Below are 17,873 nucleotides of genomic sequence, written 5' to 3'. Positions count from 1 at the left end.
GATGCTTAAAAAACTATTTCTCAATTTCTCTTAAGTTTTCCATTTTCTTATGTGCTAAGAAACCTTTGATGTCTTCAAAATGTTCTTTCACACGTTTGTTTCCGAATTCGAAAACTTTTGTGGCTAAACCATCTAGGAAATCACGGTCGTGAGAAACTAAGATTAATGTTCCATCAAAATCACGTAACGCATCTTTAATGATGTCTTTCGTTTTCATATCTAAGTGATTTGTTGGCTCATCCAGAATTAAAACATTTACAGGTTCTAACAAAAGTTTAATCATGGCTAAACGTGTTTTTTCTCCACCAGAAAGCACTTTTACTTTCTTTTGAATATCGTCACCTTTGAACATGAACGCTCCTAATAAATCTTTAATTTTCGTACGAACATCGCCAACAGCAATTTGATCAATCGTTTCAAAAATAGTCATGTCGCCATCTAATAATGAAGCCTGATTTTGAGCGAAATAACCAATTTGTGAATTGTGACCTACTTCTAATTTCCCGCCATCAAAATCAATTTCTTTCATGATTGCTTTAATCATTGTCGATTTTCCTTCTCCATTTTTACCTACGAAAGCCACTTTTTGTCCGCGTTCTATAACTAAATTGGCATCGTCAAAAACTACATGATCACCATATTTTTTTCTTAAACCTTCTACAACAACAGGATATTGTCCAGAACGTGGAGACGGTGGGAATTTTAATTTTAAGGCAGAAGTATCGACTTCATCGACTTCAATTGGAACAATTTTTTCCAACATTTTCACACGCGATTGTACGGATTCTGTTTTAGAAAAAGTTCCTCTAAAACGATCAATAAACGCCTGATTATCGGCAATAAATTTCTGTTGTTCGTCGTAGGCTTTTTGTTGGTGAATTCTTCTGTCTTTTCGCAATTCTAAATAATGAGAATACACCGCTTTATAATCGTAAATTCGTCCCATTGTCACTTCAATAGTACGATTGGTAATGTTATCAACGAAAGTTCTATCGTGAGAAATTACCATAACCGCTTTCGCTTGATTGATTAAGAAATCCTCTAACCACTGAATACTTTCAATATCCATGTGATTGGTTGGCTCATCTAATAAAATCAAATCTGGTTTTTTCAATAGGATTTTGGCCAATTCAATTCGCATTCTCCAACCACCAGAAAACTCAGATGTATTTCTAGTAAAGTCTTCACGTTCAAAACCTAAACCTTTTAAAACTTTTTCTACTTCCGCTTCATAATTTACTTCTTCAATAGAATAGAATTTTTCAGAAAGTTCCGAAACGCGTTCGATTAACTTCATATACTCGTCACTTTCGTAATCTGTACGAACTGTTAATTGCTCATTAATTTCGTCAATTTCTTTTTTCATATCTAAAACATCAGCAAAAGCTTTTGATGCTTCTTCCATAACGGTACAATCGTCTGAAGTCAATAAATGTTGAGGCAAATAAGCAATTACAGCATCTCCAGGTGCAGAAATTGTACCACGAGTTGCTTTGCTTTCTCCTGCCACAATTTTTAATAATGTCGATTTTCCCGCACCATTTTTACCCATAAGGGCAATTTTATCATTCTCATTAATAGCAAAAGTAACATCGCTAAAAAGTGTTGTTCCGCCAAATTCTACGGCAATATCGTTAACTGTAATCATTTTTTCTGTTTATAAGTTTATGCGTTTAGAAGGTTAAAAGGTTTTGTGTAAATGGTATTTACTATATACTTTTTACTTTGCTCTTTTTACTTGGCTCTTTTTACTTGGCTCTTTTTACTTGGCTCTTCACTAATTTACATATTCATTTTAAAATCCTCGATAGCATCGCGAACTTTCATAAAATCGTCTTCTTCAATAAATAATTCAACGATTGCTGCGCTTCCAGAATTTTGTTTGTTTTCACGTTGTGTAACAGTCACATTACCTTTTTCAATAACCGTTTGTAAATTTTTGGCAATGCTTTCTTTTCCAGAAAAAATTTTAATAAGTCCCATGTATATGTATTTGGATTTTCGAGGTGCAAAGATAGGATATTTTAAAAATTATTTAATATTAAAACAGAATAGAATAAAATTAATTACATTTGGTTTCTATAAAACAAATCATATGAAACATACACTACATTTTTTTTTAATCACTATTTTTTTATTATCTGGAATAAACTCTTTTGCGGAAAATAAATCTAATGATACTTATGCTTGTCCAACTGCTACTATTAGCTATGTAGGTACTCCGTTTTGTTCTTCTGACACAAGCATACAAAATGTAACTTTAACAGGAACTGATGCTTATTTAGGTGGCGTTTTTATTTCTACATCTGGATTAACATTAAACCCAACAACCGGAGCAATTACACCAAATACTAGTACACCTGGTGTGTATACCGTTTTATATACAATTGCAGCAAACGGAAGTTGCCCTGCTGTAAATGTCACAACATTAGTTACTGTTTTACCAAGTAATACTGTTACATCAGCTTCTTCATTTCCGGTATTGTGTATAAACACTTATTTGACAACAATTACACATTCAACAACAGGTGCAACAGGTATGGGAATTCCTACAGGATTACCAACTGGAGTAACGGCAAGTTGGTCTTCAAACACCATAACAATATCGGGTACCCCAACAGTTGCTGGTGTATTTAATTATAATATTCCTATTACTGGAGGTTGCGGAACGGTTAATGCTACAGGTACTATTGTTGTTTCAGCAAGTAATACTGTTTCAATTGCTTCATCTTTTCCAACATTGTGCATTAATACCCCTTTAACACCGATTACTCATACAACAACAGGAGCAACTGGAATTATACAGTCAGGATTACCAGTAGGAGTAACAGCTTCTTGGTCAGGAAATACAATAACTATTTCAGGTACACCAACAATGGCTGGCGTATTTAATTATACTATTTTCTCAACTGGAGGTTGCGGAGAGGTTAATGCTACAGGTACAATTATAGTTTCAAGTAATACTGTTTCAGTTGCTTCTTCTACACCAACATTATGCATTAATACACCTGTGACACCAATTACACATACTGTATCAGGTGCAACAGGTATGGGAGTATGTACTGGATTACCAGCGGGATTAACAGCATCTTGGTCTAGTGGTATGATAACAATAACAGGTACACCTGCATCAACTGGTGTATTTAATTATACGGTTCCTTTAACAGGAGGTTGCGGAACGGCTTATGCTACAGGTACAATTACTGTGGTTATGGGTCCAGGAAATGCCACAATTTCTGGAGGTACATCAATTTGCGCTGGAGGCTCAGCTAATTTGACAGTAACAAGTAATCCAGAAGTCGTTTTCACAATGACTGATGGTAGCAATTTATATACTTATACAATTGGTTCTTCTGGAATCATTGTTATTCCTGTTTCTCCAACAGTAACCACAACTTATACTTTAATCAGTGCAAATTTAAATAGTTGTTCAACTTCAGTTTCTGGACCCGAAAGCACAACCACTGTTACAGTTACTCCAACACCACAATTTATCACGCAAATTCCAGATATTATTATTTGTAATGGCGAAACATTGAATATTGCTTCACAATTAACAAGTACCTTACCAGGTACAACTTATACCTGGAATGCAACTGCATCTAATGTAAATATGGCTTCTATTAGTGGAAACCATACTAATATTGACCAAATTGTTAACTTAATTAATTCGTCAATAAACGGAACAATCAGCATATCAGTTATTCCTCAAATTGGGAGTTGTTATGGAACTCCGCAACAAATTTTAGTAACAGTAAAACCAATTCCGGTTATTACTTCAACGGTTGCTAATCATAACGTAATTTGTAATAATCAATTTGTGACAATTACAACAAATAGTTATCCATATGCAATGAATTACAATTGGCAAGTAAGTTCTGCAACAGGTGTTCAAATTGTTGGAGGAGTAACAAATGGAACTTCTACAACAGGAATTGTTAATGTGCAATTAGCTTTAATTAATTCATTAACAGCAGGTACTATAAGTTTTAACATAACACCAACAAATGGAAACTGTATTGGAGCAACTATTACAAATGCCGTAACAATTACTGTAAATCCAACGCCAGGAGCACCAATTAGTTTACCATCATATAATATATGTAGTGGAGAAACGGCCAATTTAATCATTGCTACTTCCCCAAATATTGCAGGAACAACATTAGAATGGACGGTAACTGATTTTCAAAATGTAAGTGGATTTTCAAATGGAACTGGTGTATCACCACTTTCTATAAACGATGTATTATACAACACTTCAAATGTTCAAGGATATGTAAAATATAGTGTAACTACTAAATTAGGAAATTGCGAAGGAGGGACAACTGATTATATCGTACATGTTAACCCTTTACCAAACACTTCAGCATTAACAGATGGGGAAATTACAGTTGATGAGAATGGAAATTTAATTCCATATGTATTAGACACAGGATTAGACACTTTTAATTATACTTTTGAATGGTATTTAAACAATACAATTATACCAAATGCAACTTCTAATACGTATACCGCTACAGAAGAAGGTAATTATTCTGTAAATGTATTTAATATGGTTACAAATTGTTCAGGTGTTACTTATGCTTTAGTTACTGAAAACCTAGTTAATGATAACGGAAGTGTAGATTTAGTTATGTTTCCGAATCCATCATTTGACAACATAAACTTTAGTTATAATAACAAAGTTATGTCGGTTCAAATTTCAAACCAAATGGGTCAGACTGTTTTATATAAAGATCTTAATACAAAAACTGGAACTATTGATTTGTCCGATTTAAATACAGGTATTTATAACATTGTATTTGAAACAGAAAGCGGAATAGTAAATCAAAGAATCATCAAACAATAAAGAGATACAAATAGTAAGAATAAAAAAAACTCAAACTGTAAGGTTTGAGTTTTTTTATTTTGAGTAATATTTTATAATTTAATCTTCCATTTCGAAGAATAATGGCTCAATCATTGTTCTATCAGCTACAGCTTCAACTCTATCTGAAATTTTATTACAAAAAATCAAACGTTGTGATTTAGAAATACTTTCAGAAATTCTGTTTGTTTTTGCATCTAATCGAAGTTTAAACAAAATATCTGCATCATCAACTACATACATAAGTAATCTATTTACGTCAAAACCGGCAGTTGCAAACATTAAATCTAAACGATTAGGCGTTCCGATTAAAACATCAATTCCTAAAGAAATTTGATTTTTATCCCAATCCATATCACCTTTATCATGTGCGCCATACACTCGTAATTGCGTGTAACGGTTATATTTTTTGAACATTTCAACCATTTCCAAAACCTTCTCTTTAGTTTCGACAATAATTAATGCTCTTGGCGATTCCATAAATTGTTTTTCCAAACGTTGAATCACATTTAAAACAATTGTAGTTGATTTTCCTGATTTTTTTCCAGATTGAATTACTGCATCAGCACCACTTTTAATAGTTGAAAAAGTTTCTTGTTGCATTTCGTTGGCTTCAATTAAACCGTTTTCAATTAATGCTTCCTGTAAAAGTGGGTTTATTTTTTTTAATTGCATTTTGTTTTTTTATTTCGAAGAAATTCTCTAAAGTGTCCGCAAAGATACATAAAGATTTCATATTAACATTTGTCAACCTGAACTTGTTTCAGGTTCTACAAATATCAATTTCATAAGATTCTGAAACAAGTTCAGAATGACAAGATATTTCTCTTTGTAATCTTATTATTATTTAGAAGCAAATAAATTCACATCTGATTCTGAAATTTCATGGTTTCCTAAAATGATTAAACGTTCCACTACGTTTCTTAATTCGCGGATATTTCCTGTCCAATCGTATTCTTGTAATAACTTTATCGCTTCTTTTGAAAACGTTTTTTTAGCATTTCCTTGTTCTTCAGAAATTTTAGTTGTGAAGTGTTCAATTAACATTGGAATATCATCTCGTCTATCATTTAAAGCTGGAACTTTAATTAAAATTACGGCTAATCTGTGATATAAATCTTCTCTAAAACGACCTTCGGCAATTTCCAATTTCAAATCTTTATTCGTTGCCGCAATGACACGAACATCGACTTTAATATCTTTATCCGCACCAACTCTTTGAATTAAATTTTCTTGTAAAGCACGTAATACTTTGGCTTGCGCCGACAAACTCATATCGCCAATTTCATCTAAGAAAATAGTTCCACCGTTGGCAGCTTCAAATTTTCCTGCTCTGTCTTTCACGGCAGAAGTAAACGCTCCTTTTACGTGTCCGAATAATTCACTTTCAATTAATTCTGATGGAATCGCAGCACAATTGACTTCAATAATAGCTTGGTGCGCACGATTACTATTTTCATGTAATTGGTGAGCAACTAATTCTTTACCCGTTCCGTTTGGACCTGTAATTAAAACTCTAGCATCGGTTTGTGCTACTTTTTCAATCATAGTTTTAATATGAGAAATGGCATCGCTCTCGCCTATCATTTCGTAGTTTTTAGAAACTTTTTTCTTAAGAATTTTATTTTCTACTACTAATTGTTTTTTATCTAAAGCATTTCGAACCGTGTTTAACAAACGATTTAAATCTGGTGGTTTCGAAATATAATCAAAAGCACCTAAACGCATAGTGTTCACAGCAGTTTCTAAATCACCATGACCAGAAATCATCACCATTGGAATTTCAGGTTTGATTTTTTTGATGGCTTCTAAGACTTCCACTCCGTCCATTTTTGGCATTTTGATATCGCACAAAATTAAATCGAAATCTTCGTTTTTAACCATTTCAACACCTTTCAATCCGTCTTCGGCTTCTTGCACCAAATACGTTTCACTTTCTTCCGATAATATTTTATTTAAAACGCGTCTAATTGGCGCTTCGTCTTCTATGATAAGGATTTTACTCATTCGTTTTTTGGGTTAAAAGTTTAATGGGTTAAAAGTTTAAAAGGGTTTGCGAAATATCTTCTAAACTTTTAAACTAAAACCTTTTAAACTATTTTTAATATTTCAACCATTTATACAATTCTTTCCAAGTTGGTTTTTTTCCATACATTAAAATACCTACTCGGTAAATTTTGCTGGCAAACCAAACTACACCAACAAATGTACCAAATAATATGACCAATGAAACAATAATTTGCCAAGTTGGTACACCAAACGGAATTCGCATTAGCATTACAATTGGTGAAGTAAATGGAATCATAGAGAAAATCGTAGCTATATTTCCGTGTGGATCACTGGCAACAGTGAAAAACCCAATATAAACGCCCAACATTAAAGGCATAATAATTGGCAATAAAAATTGTTGTGAATCTGTTTCGTTATCAACAGCCGCACCAATAGCGGCGTATAATGAACTGTATAAGAAATAACCACCAATAAAATAGAAAATAAATGAAATGATGATTGTTGCTATTGGTAGATTTCCTAATTCATCTAAATACAAAGGTAATTTTGCCATTAAACCACTATTTTCAGCGGCTAATTTTACAGCTTCTGGATTGGTTGTCGCCATTGTACTTGCAGCGGTTTCGCCTCCAAAAAAGGTGGAAACAATAAAGAAAATTGAAGTTCCAACTATGGCCCAAATGGTAAATTGTAAAATTCCAGCTAATGAATTTCCAATAATTTTTCCCATCATTAACTGAAACGGTTTTACGGATGAAATAACAATTTCGATAATTCTATTCGTTTTTTCTTCAATAACACTTCGCATTACAAAATTTCCGTAAATGATAATGAACATCATAATTAAATAGCCAAAAAGAAAACCTAATCCGATTTTAATTTCATTAATTCCTTTTAAACTGACATCTCCAGAATATTTACTCAATTTTAATGACGATTCAACTTTTGCTTTTTCAATTTTAAAAATGTCTAAATTATTCGTTTTGAAATTATCTTGAGTTAAGATAGAATCTACTTTATTTTCGACATTTATTATAAATTCGGCACTAGCACTTTCGTCTGAAATAAATTCTACTTTCGATTTTAAATCCTGAATAGTGGCTGTTTTTGGAATAAACAATAAACCTTCATAGCTTTTACTTGCTGTATCTTTAGCCACATTGAAAGGCATCGCAGACAAATCTGTATAAGCGGTTTCTTTATCCGATTTTAAGCTACTTTTTAAAATATTACCTTGGTCGTAAATCGCAATTTTAGTCGCTTCATCTTTATTAATGCTAGATAAATAGCCAATTAAAAACGACATTCCTAAGAAAATAAGTGGACTTAAAAAAGTCATTACGATAAAAGATTTGTTGCGCACTTTGGCAATAAATTCTCTTTGTATGATTAATAGTAATTTGTTCATTATGTTTTTTGTTTCAAGTTTAAAGTTGTTTTGGTTTCAAATTATAAAAATTGTAAAGCAACTTATATTTATTTTAGTTCTCGATACAATTTTCGTTTCTCGTTCTCAAAAAACGAGAAACAAAAATCACTCGAAGTGACGAATCTATTTATATTGATTTTTCTATTGCAATTGTTATTAACTAACAGTTTGAATAAAAATATCGTTTACACTTGGAATTTTTTCTGCGAAATGTGTTACTTGTCCGTTTTGAGATAAAATAGACAATAATTCATTTGTAGTATGATTTCCTAATTGCACTTCTAGTTTTAAATCGTCATTCAATGATTTGAAGTCGGTTTGCCCGATAGTGAACTTTTGAGTCAACTGATACATTAAGCCTTCTACATTTTGAGTCATTACCCCAACTTGGAATGTATTTGTTCTGAATTCGCGTTTTACATCTTCTAATCTTCCTTCGATTAATTTGTTCGATTTATGAATTAAAGCGATGTAATCGCACATTTCTTCTACACTTTCCATTCGGTGTGTAGAAAATATAATCGACGTTCCTTTTTTATTTAATTCGATAATTTCATCCTTAATTAAATTCGCATTTACAGGATCAAAACCCGAAAAAGGTTCGTCTAAAATTAATAATTTCGGATTGTGAAGTACGGTGACAATAAATTGTACTTTTTGCGCCATACCTTTAGAAAGTTCTTGTAGTTTTTTGTCCCACCACGTTTCAATTTCAAACTTTTCGAACCAATATTTTAGCTGTTTTTTAGCTTCTTGTTTGCTCATTCCTTTCAGTTGAGCCAAGTATAAACATTGTTCTCCAACACGCATCGATTTATATAAACCGCGTTCTTCTGGCATGTAGCCAATCATTGAAATGTGATTTGGATTTAATTTTTCACCATTTAAAATAATTTCACCAGCATCTGGCAAAGTAATTTGATTGATGATACGAATTAATGAGGTTTTTCCTGCTCCATTTGGTCCTAATAAACCATAAATACTGCCTTCAGGAACATTTAATGAAACGGAATTTAGCGCGGTATAATCGCCATATTGTTTCACTACATTTTTAACTTCTAAAATATTATTCATTGTATAGTATTTCTTTTCAATATGTTGATATTATTTTTTCTTTATTGGTCATATGTAATTCGCATATCAAAATTTGTTTTTTTTATAACCTATTTAAGTAATGCTCATTTCTAAATTAGTATAGAATATAGGCTTTTCGTTACAAAAAAACTTCCGAAATTATGTAACAAACAAAGATATGCTAAAAAATAAATCCCATCCTTACTTTAAAAAATTAGGATGGGAAAAATTGCTATGAAAAAGATCTCAGTTTCCTTAAAAAACTGAATATCAAATGTATGAAATATTTTTTATTTATGAGAACATATCTTTCACTTTTTCAAAAAATGATTTATCTGACTTTTCCGGATTTGGAATAAAGTTTTCGTCTTCAATCATTTTTTCGAAAAATTGTTTTTGTTCTTTGTTTAAGGTTTTAGGTGTCCAAACATTTACGTGAACTAGTAAGTCACCATTTCCGTAACTATTTAAACTTGGAATTCCTTTTCCTTTTAATCGAAGAATTTTTCCAGATTGGATACCTTCTTCTAATTTAATACGAACTTTTCCTGAAACAGTTTCTATTTCTTTTGAAATTCCTAAAGCAGCTTCTGGGAAACTCACATATAAATCGTAATGTAAATTTTCACCTTCACGCTTTAAAAACTCATGTTCAATTTCTTCAATAGCTACAATTAAATCTCCTGGAATACTGTTTTTTCCTGGCGCATCGTTTCCTTTTCCAGAAACTTTCAATTGCATACCATCAACAACTCCAGCAGGAATTTTAATTGAAACGGTATCGTCATCTGTAATAAAACCTTGACTATCAGCATTGGCAGGTTTACTGTCAATCATTTGACCTGCTCCACCACAATTAGGACAAGTTGCTGCAGTTTGCATACGACCTAAAATAGTGTTTGTCACACGCATTACTTGACCTTGACCATTACATGTAGAACACGTTCTATAAGTTACACTAGCTGCTTGAACTTTACGTTTAACTTTTACTTTTTTCTCAACACCATTGGCAATTTCTTCTAAAGTAAGTTTTACTTTAATTCGCAAATTACTTCCTTTCATTCTGCGTTGACCTCCGCCTCCGCCTCCGCCAAATCCGCCGAAACCACCACCGAAAATATCTCCAAATTGACTGAAAATATCATCCATATTCATGTGATGCCCACCGCCAAAACCACCATTACCATCAAAGGCTTGGTGACCATATTGGTCGTATTTAGCTTTTTTATTTGGATCACTTAAAACTTCATAGGCTTCTGCACAGGTTTTAAAGTTTTCTTCAGCAGTTTCATCACCCGGATTTTTATCTGGATGATATTTAATTGCTTTTTTTCGGTAAGCTTTTTTTATTTCTTCAGGAGAAGCATTTCTTGCTATTCCTAATACTTCGTAAAAATCTTTTTTACTCATTTTTTTTAGTTTCAGGTTTCAAGTTATTTTTGTTTCAGGTTATGCCAAACTTGAAACTTAAAACTTGAAACAAAATTAATTACCTAAGATTACTTTTGGAAAACGAATAATTTTGTCTCCTAATTTGTAACCTTTTTCAATTACATCAACAATTTTCCCTTTTAATTTAGGAGTTGGAGCTGGAATTTGAGTAATAGCTTCAGCAAAATCTGCATCAAATGCATCACCTGCTTTTATTTCAACAACTTCTAATCCTTTTGACATTAAAGTTGATTTTAATTTTTCATGAATTAATTCTACTCCTTTTACCAAAGCTTCATCTTCTGATTGAGACACTTGAGCCCAAGCTCTATCGAAATCATCTAATACTGGTAACATAGATTGTAAAATTTCTTGTCCAGCTGTTTTAAACAATTCAACACGTTCTTTTGAAGTTCTTTTTTTGTAATTTTCAAATTCTGCGTAAAGTCTTATGAATTTATCTTTTTGTTCTTGCAATTGCTCTTCAACTGACACTTCTGGTTCATTATTTTCTTGAACATCTTGGTTTTCTACCACATTTTCATCCTGAATGATTTCCTTTTCGATGTTTTCAGTATTTTCTTGACTCATGATTGTATATTTTATTTTCAAATTGAGATTGCAAAAGTGTTGCCATTCTTTAATTTATGACACATTGTCAGTATATTATTTTTTAATTTAAGGCGTTTTGGAAGAAATTTTAATATTTCTTTAAGAGTTTCTTCTAAATCAATTACATAAATTTGGAGAAGTAAATCATAATTTATTTCATCTTAAATTATATAACTAAAAAGTGTTACGTTAAATGAAACGTAACACTTTTTTATTTTAGCCTATTTTACTATTATTTTAGCAGATTTTGCAACGATTTATTCAACGATGCAAAATGAAATTGAAAACCAGCATCTAATATTTTTCTACAACTTACGTTTTGACTACTTGTTAAAATAATATGCATTTCACCTAAAATCAAATTCAACATAAATTTTGGCACATTTGGCAGAAACAAAGGTTTTTCTATCGTTTTGGCGATAGCTTTTGTCAATTCTTCATTGCTTATTGGATAGGGAGAAACGGCATTGTAAACACCTTTTAAATCAGTATCTAAAATAAATTTAAAAATACTAACCAAATCATCAACATGAATCCAAGAAACATATTGTTTTCCAGATGACAAAACAGCTCCAAAACCATATCTTACCGGTTTAGTCATTTCAACTAGTGCGCCAGATTCTTTTGCAAAAACAACACCAATTCTGACAATTGAAACCTTAATTGATAAATTTCTAAATTGATTGGCACTTTGTTCCCATAGTTCTGTAACTTCACCTAAAAACGATTGGTCAATTTGTGTATTGTTTTCATGATACACATAATTTAAATCGTTTGGATAAATACCAACTGCAGAAGCCGAAATAAATCGTTCTACTTTATTTGGAATATTTTTAAGCGTTTCGAAAATTAAATTCGCACCTTCTACTCGACTTTCAATAATTTCTTTTTTGTAGGCTTTTGTCCATTTTTTTGAAATAGAAGCTCCGGCTAAATGTATAATTACGGAAACATCTTCAAATGCTTTGGTATCAATTTCACCCGTAGATGGATTCCAATAAAAGCCTTTGTAATTAAGATTGTCTTTTAATTTCGATTTAGAAGTAGATAAGTAATGTATTACATGATTGTCTGTATGAAGCAAGGCAACTAGTTTATTACCTACCAATCCAGTAGCACCTGTTATTAATACGTTCATTTCTATAAGATTTAGTATACAAATTTACAACATGCTGACTGTTAACAATAAACATTAACTAAGATTAACTTACATTAACAAATGTTTATTTTCTAACTCTCGCTTTTAACGTCCATTCAAATTGCATTTCTGATACTTGTTCCCCTTTTTCATTTACGCCAATAGATGTTAACCAAACTGTTTGTCCTTCATTTGTATCAATAGCTTTTTGAATCACTTCTGCAATTAAATCCCCTTGATTACAAGTGAAAGTGATTCTTCCAGTAGCCTTTTTTGTAAAAACTGCTTTGTTTTGAGCCACTAACATAGAAATGTCTTTTCCACTTTCTTTGATACGATACATCACTAAAGCTCCAGTGGTAAACTCCGCAGCCATTGCTTGAACCGCAAAATACATGGATTTAAAAGGATTCTGATTGAACCAACCATGTTTAACTGTTGTTTGACATATTTCAGGTGAAATTGACTTTACTCTCACGCCACTCCAAAAAGCAGAAGGTAATTTAAAAAACGTAAAAGTGTTTAGTTTAATCGGTGTGAACTCCATAATTACTTATATTTTTTGTAAAAATAACAAAAAATACTATGCATTCATAATAAATTTTAAATGTTAAAAAAATGTTAAATATCAGTACTATGCGATACAAGGTAACTGCTTTTAGATATATATTTGCATAAGAAAATAACATACTTACTATAGTACTATTTTCAAATCATCAAGTTTCAATCATCAAATCAAAAAACGAAATCCTGACGTTTTCAGGACTAACAAAAAAATGAGCAACAAATGAACATTGAAAACACAAAAGCACAAATGCGTAAAGGTGTTTTAGAGTTCTGCATCTTATCTGTATTAAAAGAAAAAGACGCTTACACATCTGAAATTTTAGACACTTTAAAAACCGCTAAATTGCTTGTAGTTGAAGGAACGGTTTATCCTTTACTAACAAGATTAAAAAACGATAACTTATTAAATTATCGTTGGGAAGAATCAACTTCTGGACCACCAAGAAAATATTATGGTTTAACAGATGAAGGGAAAGAATTTTTAAAAGAATTAAACAACACTTGGAGCGAATTATCTGGTGCTGTAAACACAATAACTAATCAAAACTAACAGGTCATGAACAAAACAACAAGTATAAATTTAGGAGGATATTTTTTTCATATAGATGAAGATGCCTTTAAAAAATTAAGCAATTACTTTGATGCGGTTAGAAGATCATTGTCTCCAGACGGTAGAGAAGAAATTATTAAGGATATAGAAAGTAGAATTTCTGAAATTTTTACAGAAAAACTAGGGACTACGAAACAAGTAATTGGTTTGAAAGAAGTAGACGATGTTATTGCTATTATGGGACAACCTGAAGACTATAAAATTGAAGACGAAACTCCAAAAAACGAATATTATTCAAGTTATTCTAACTCAGGTGCTTCAACTAAGAAATTATACAGAGATAAAGAAAATTCTTTATTAGGTGGTGTTATGTCTGGATTAGGTCATTATTTTGGAGTAGATCCATTATGGTTAAGAATAATAATGGTGATCTTATTCTTCGGATTTGGAACTGGTTTAGTGTTGTATTTAATCTTATGGATTTTAGTACCTGAAGCTATTACAACTTCTCAAAAATTAGAAATGAGAGGAGAGCCGATTACAATTTCAAATATTGAGAAAAAAGTAAAAGAAGGGTTTAGTGAAATTTCAGATAAATTCTCCAACTTAGATCACGACAAGATTGCTGCCAATGCGAAATATGGAGCAGAAAGAGTAGGTTCTACATTAAGTGACATTATTGTAACCTTATTCAAAGCTTTCGGAAAAGTACTTGGATTTTTTATCTTACTTTTCGCAACAGTTTCATTTTTAGGAGTAGTAATCGGATCAATCGTTTTATTATTTACGTCAACATTACCAGAAATAATGTTACATGACAATTTTCATACACCATTTAATTTTGATATTCCACTTTGGGCACAAGGCTTATTTGTATTATTTACAATAGGAATTCCATTATTTTTCTTTGTATTAGTTGGTTTAAGATTATTAATTCCGAACACCAAATCAATTGGAAATTATGCAAAATACACTTTATTGGCACTTTGGTTATTTTCAATCGTGGCTTTAGGATTTGTAGGTGCAAATTATGCAACGGAAATAAGTCATGATGGAAAAGTTTCTAAAAAAGAATTACTTCCAATTGTAGCAACTGACACACTTGAAGTTAAATTTGCAACTAATGATTTCTTCTCAAAAAGTAATCATGACAATTCAGGTTTAAGAATTACTCAAGATTCAGCGAAACATGATATAATTTACTCTAACAATGTAAACTTTCATTTAAAATATACAGATAAAAAACAACCTTATGTTATTGTAGAAAAAACGGCTCAAGGTAAAAATTTCGATGAAGCAAATAAAAGAGCGGAAAAAATCAAATACAACTTCAAATTTGTGGGTAAACAATTGCTTTTAGATAATTATTTCTTAACGGATGTTGAAAATAAATTTAGAGGTCAAGAAGTAGATATTTACTTATACATGCCTGAAGGAATGGTATATTATCCAAACAAAAATGTTGAAAGATATTTAAGCGGACATAACTCTGATTATGATTACGGATACGGACCAGAAGGCTTCAGATACAAAGTTACTGAAAATGAGCTAAAATGTTTAGATTGTCCAATTGACACGGATAATGAGGACGAAGAAACTCATATTGAAAATGTTTCTGGAGAAATAATTGGAGATAATAGAGTGGAAACTACTAAAATTGAAAACGATAGTATTGAAAAAGTTTCTGTTAAAGTAAATGGAAAAGAGATTATTAACACGGAAGTGAGAAAATCAAAAAATTAATTTTTTAACAAAACTTTATACTTTTGTTAAATGAGAGTTGAGAAAATTTTAATAATTTTACAACACTAAAAATCGAAAACACTAAACTAAATAATTATGATACAATTTGTAATAAAAGTAATTGATGTTGCTGTACAACTAGTGATTCAATTTATAGAAAGCATATTTTAGTAATAAATAACAAAACATATTTTCTGTAGGATTTCCTATAAATTCTACTTGCATATCATATAAATCCCGATTTTTTCGGGATTTTTTTTAATATATTTGCCTATCAAAATAAAAAACATAAAAATGACAAAAAAATTCACAATCATCGTTATCGCATTGTTTAGCTTCACTATTGCCTCAGCTCAAGTTAAATTAGAAAAAATAAAAGGTTCAAAAATTGTTACTATTTCAGTAAAAGAAGTTGAGTCATTCGAAAATGTTGAAATTGAAGAATTTTTAGATGTGTATTTTGTAAAATCAGAAAAACAATCAATTGAAATTGAAGCTGACGATAATTTACACGACATTATTAGTTATAATGTTTTGGGAAATACGTTAAAACTAACAGCTTTAAAACAACCTACTGGCGAAAAAAAGGTAGCGATTAGAGTAAATTATACCGATAGTTTAAAAACAATTGTAGCCCGTCACGATAGTAAGATTAATGCTATTGCTGATATTAATTTAGAAAACATTACCATTAAAAATTTCGATAGATCACAATCTTTTTTAAACATAAGATCTACGAATTTTACATTAATAATGACAGATAAATCGAAAGCAGAAATTAATGTTAAATCGGATAAAACTTTTCTTGAATTAAGTAAAGATGCAAAAGTAAAAGGCTTAATTGCTTCGCCAGAAGCTAAAATCGATTTGTACCAAAAAGCGGAAGCTGAAATTGAAGGCGATGCGCAAATTGCTAAAATCAGATTAGACAATAATTCAAGTTTAATTGCGAAAAAGTTCACTGTAAAAGATATGGAATTAGTCGCAGAAAGCTACACAAAATGTTCTGTAAACGCTCAAAAATCAATTGAAATTTCAGCATCAGGGAAAACAGAAATCGATTTATTAGGCGAACCTAAAGTAGATTTAAAAGTCTTTACAAATAGTGCTATTTTAGCTAAGAAAGAGAAGTAATATAATGAAGAAAGATATTATAATTCCAGAAGTGGAAAACGTATATATTGTAGCCATTAAAGAATGGAATGAAGATTTTGGAGAAAATTCTTGGTATGCCTACATCTTAAATAATAGTTCAGAAAAATTAGAAATGGCCATGGTGGTTTCTAATGCAGAAGGAATTATTAATAACGAAGAAAGAAAAACCGGAAGTTTCCGTCACGCTTTTGCAGAAGTTTTACCAGAATCTGCCATAAAAGTTGAATTATTAGAAAACAACGTGCTACAATTGAACAATCATTTCATGTTAACGTATTTTCTAAACGGAAAATTATACGATAAAAAATTTACTTTTGAAGCCAATTCATTAACTGACGAAAATACTACCGAATTACTTAAAATCAAAAGATTTGGAATAATTGGTAAATAAAAATATTTTCCTATTACGCGATTTTTCTACACCAACCCCTTAAAATCTTTCGGAGTCAAATTGGTATATTTTTTAAAAACTTTCGTGAAATAAGAATAATTTTCAAATCCTAATTCGTTTGCCACTTCGCCAATTGTCATGGTATTAGCGGACAATAAACGCTTACTTTCTAAAATAATTTTGTTATAAATAAATTCAGTTAGCGTACAATCTAATACATTTTTGCAAATTCGGTTCAAATGTTTCAAACTCATATTCATTTTATCCGCATAAAAAGAAGGCAATTTTTCAGTCTTAAAATACTGGTTCACTAATTGTTCCAATTCCTGAATTTTTACGTTATACGAATGCAAATTATGATCTTGCTGGGATTCATAAATTCTAGCTAATTCAATATGAATGATATCTAAAAGGTTTAATAATTTCTCTGTTTTTTTGAATTCATTTTTGTGATTTTCTTCCAATATCAAATCAAAATAAGTAGAAATTTCTTGGGTTTGAAAATCGTTTAAAATCATTTCTGGCGAATTTTTCGAATCTCGATAAAACGAATAATTTTCAATTTGTTTCGAACCAAAATACACATTGTACACTTCTTGAGAATAAAACGCAATATAACCATCTATATCTTCGGAAAGTTGCCAACTATGTATTTGTCCAGGTTTCAATACAAACAAAGAATTCGGTTGAATAGCATATGTATTAAAATCGACCGTATGAAGTCCGGTACCATTCGTAAAAAGCATCAATAAATAGAAATTATGACTGTGCGAATTTTCAATAAAATCGTGATCAATTAAATGCGATTTGAAATCATTGAAATACAAATCGTTTTCTTCAGAATGACAATTGAATTTTTTTATTTGATAAACAGGCAATTTTTTCATCTACTCTAATGTCTTAATA

The 17,873-nt window shown here is 31.0% G+C and carries 16 protein-coding genes; 5 read left to right on the top strand and 11 right to left on the bottom strand.

Annotated elements, in window-relative coordinates:
• Positions 1-13: 13 nt before the first annotated feature.
• Positions 14-1,648 (bottom strand): ABC-F family ATP-binding cassette domain-containing protein, encoded by a 1,635-nt coding sequence (locus G6N05_RS01260; protein ID WP_166124754.1) that lies wholly within the window; start codon positions 1,646-1,648, stop codon positions 14-16.
• Between the two features lie 134 nt (positions 1,649-1,782).
• Positions 1,783-1,983, bottom strand: a complete 201-nt coding sequence (locus tag G6N05_RS01255) for a DUF2007 domain-containing protein (RefSeq protein ID WP_166124753.1) — start codon at positions 1,981-1,983, stop codon at positions 1,783-1,785.
• A gap of 112 nt (positions 1,984-2,095) precedes the next feature.
• Here G6N05_RS01255 and G6N05_RS01250 point away from each other — a divergent pair, with 112 nt between their 5' ends.
• A complete protein-coding gene (locus G6N05_RS01250; protein ID WP_166124752.1) occupies positions 2,096-4,849 on the top strand; it encodes a PKD-like domain-containing protein in 2,754 nt (917 codons plus the stop codon).
• Positions 4,850-4,927: 78 nt separating this feature from the next.
• Here G6N05_RS01250 and G6N05_RS01245 read toward each other — a convergent pair whose 3' ends face one another.
• From G6N05_RS01245 to G6N05_RS01210, 8 genes are all read right to left on the bottom strand, one after another.
• Complete coding sequence (locus G6N05_RS01245) at positions 4,928-5,542, bottom strand: DEAD/DEAH box helicase (protein ID WP_166124751.1); 615 nt, start codon at positions 5,540-5,542, stop codon at positions 4,928-4,930.
• 168 nt (positions 5,543-5,710) lie between these two features.
• Positions 5,711-6,874 (bottom strand): sigma-54-dependent transcriptional regulator, encoded by a 1,164-nt coding sequence (locus G6N05_RS01240; RefSeq protein WP_166124750.1) that lies wholly within the window; start codon positions 6,872-6,874, stop codon positions 5,711-5,713.
• Between the two features lie 94 nt (positions 6,875-6,968).
• Positions 6,969-8,285: an ABC transporter permease gene (locus G6N05_RS01235; RefSeq protein WP_166124749.1), complete on the bottom strand. Its 1,317-nt coding sequence runs from the start codon at positions 8,283-8,285 to the stop codon at positions 6,969-6,971.
• A 177-nt stretch (positions 8,286-8,462) separates the two neighbouring features.
• On the bottom strand, positions 8,463-9,380 hold the full coding sequence (locus tag G6N05_RS01230; RefSeq protein WP_166124748.1) for an ABC transporter ATP-binding protein: 918 nt from the start codon (positions 9,378-9,380) through the stop codon (positions 8,463-8,465).
• A 294-nt stretch (positions 9,381-9,674) separates the two neighbouring features.
• Complete coding sequence (gene dnaJ / locus G6N05_RS01225) at positions 9,675-10,790, bottom strand: molecular chaperone DnaJ (protein WP_166124747.1); 1,116 nt, start codon at positions 10,788-10,790, stop codon at positions 9,675-9,677.
• 75 nt (positions 10,791-10,865) lie between these two features.
• Positions 10,866-11,402, bottom strand: a complete 537-nt coding sequence (locus tag G6N05_RS01220; RefSeq protein ID WP_166124746.1) for a nucleotide exchange factor GrpE — start codon at positions 11,400-11,402, stop codon at positions 10,866-10,868.
• Between the two features lie 253 nt (positions 11,403-11,655).
• Positions 11,656-12,561, bottom strand: coding sequence for a TIGR01777 family oxidoreductase (locus tag G6N05_RS01215; RefSeq protein ID WP_166124745.1), 906 nt, complete (start codon positions 12,559-12,561; stop codon positions 11,656-11,658).
• Between the two features lie 85 nt (positions 12,562-12,646).
• Positions 12,647-13,108, bottom strand: a complete 462-nt coding sequence (locus tag G6N05_RS01210) for a DUF4442 domain-containing protein (RefSeq protein ID WP_166124744.1) — start codon at positions 13,106-13,108, stop codon at positions 12,647-12,649.
• A 240-nt stretch (positions 13,109-13,348) separates the two neighbouring features.
• On the opposite strand from G6N05_RS01210, the gene G6N05_RS01205 reads away from it, so the two are divergent.
• The 4 genes from G6N05_RS01205 to G6N05_RS01190 all read left to right on the top strand — a co-directional run bounded on the left by G6N05_RS01205 (position 13,349) and on the right by G6N05_RS01190 (position 16,967).
• Positions 13,349-13,678 carry a PadR family transcriptional regulator gene (locus tag G6N05_RS01205; RefSeq protein ID WP_166124743.1) on the top strand — a complete coding sequence of 110 codons (330 nt, stop codon included), beginning with the start codon at positions 13,349-13,351 and terminating at the stop codon, positions 13,676-13,678.
• A 6-nt stretch (positions 13,679-13,684) separates the two neighbouring features.
• Positions 13,685-15,421 carry a PspC domain-containing protein gene (locus G6N05_RS01200; protein WP_166124742.1) on the top strand — a complete coding sequence of 579 codons (1,737 nt, stop codon included), beginning with the start codon at positions 13,685-13,687 and terminating at the stop codon, positions 15,419-15,421.
• A 294-nt stretch (positions 15,422-15,715) separates the two neighbouring features.
• Positions 15,716-16,555 carry a GIN domain-containing protein gene (locus tag G6N05_RS01195; protein ID WP_166124741.1) on the top strand — a complete coding sequence of 280 codons (840 nt, stop codon included), beginning with the start codon at positions 15,716-15,718 and terminating at the stop codon, positions 16,553-16,555.
• A gap of 4 nt (positions 16,556-16,559) precedes the next feature.
• Entirely contained in the window at positions 16,560-16,967 is a 408-nt protein-coding gene (locus tag G6N05_RS01190) for a hypothetical protein (RefSeq protein ID WP_166124740.1), read from the top strand.
• A gap of 26 nt (positions 16,968-16,993) precedes the next feature.
• On the opposite strand, the gene G6N05_RS01185 is transcribed toward G6N05_RS01190, so the two are convergent.
• Positions 16,994-17,854, bottom strand: a complete 861-nt coding sequence (locus G6N05_RS01185) for a helix-turn-helix domain-containing protein (RefSeq protein ID WP_166124739.1) — start codon at positions 17,852-17,854, stop codon at positions 16,994-16,996.
• Positions 17,855-17,873 lie beyond the last annotated feature (19 nt).

Origin of the sequence: Flavobacterium bernardetii (genome assembly GCF_011305415.1) — a bacterium.
GTDB lineage: Bacteria > Bacteroidota > Bacteroidia > Flavobacteriales > Flavobacteriaceae > Flavobacterium > Flavobacterium bernardetii.
Note: the sequence above shows the minus strand (reverse complement) of the source record. Positions and strands in the feature narration are given on the sequence as shown.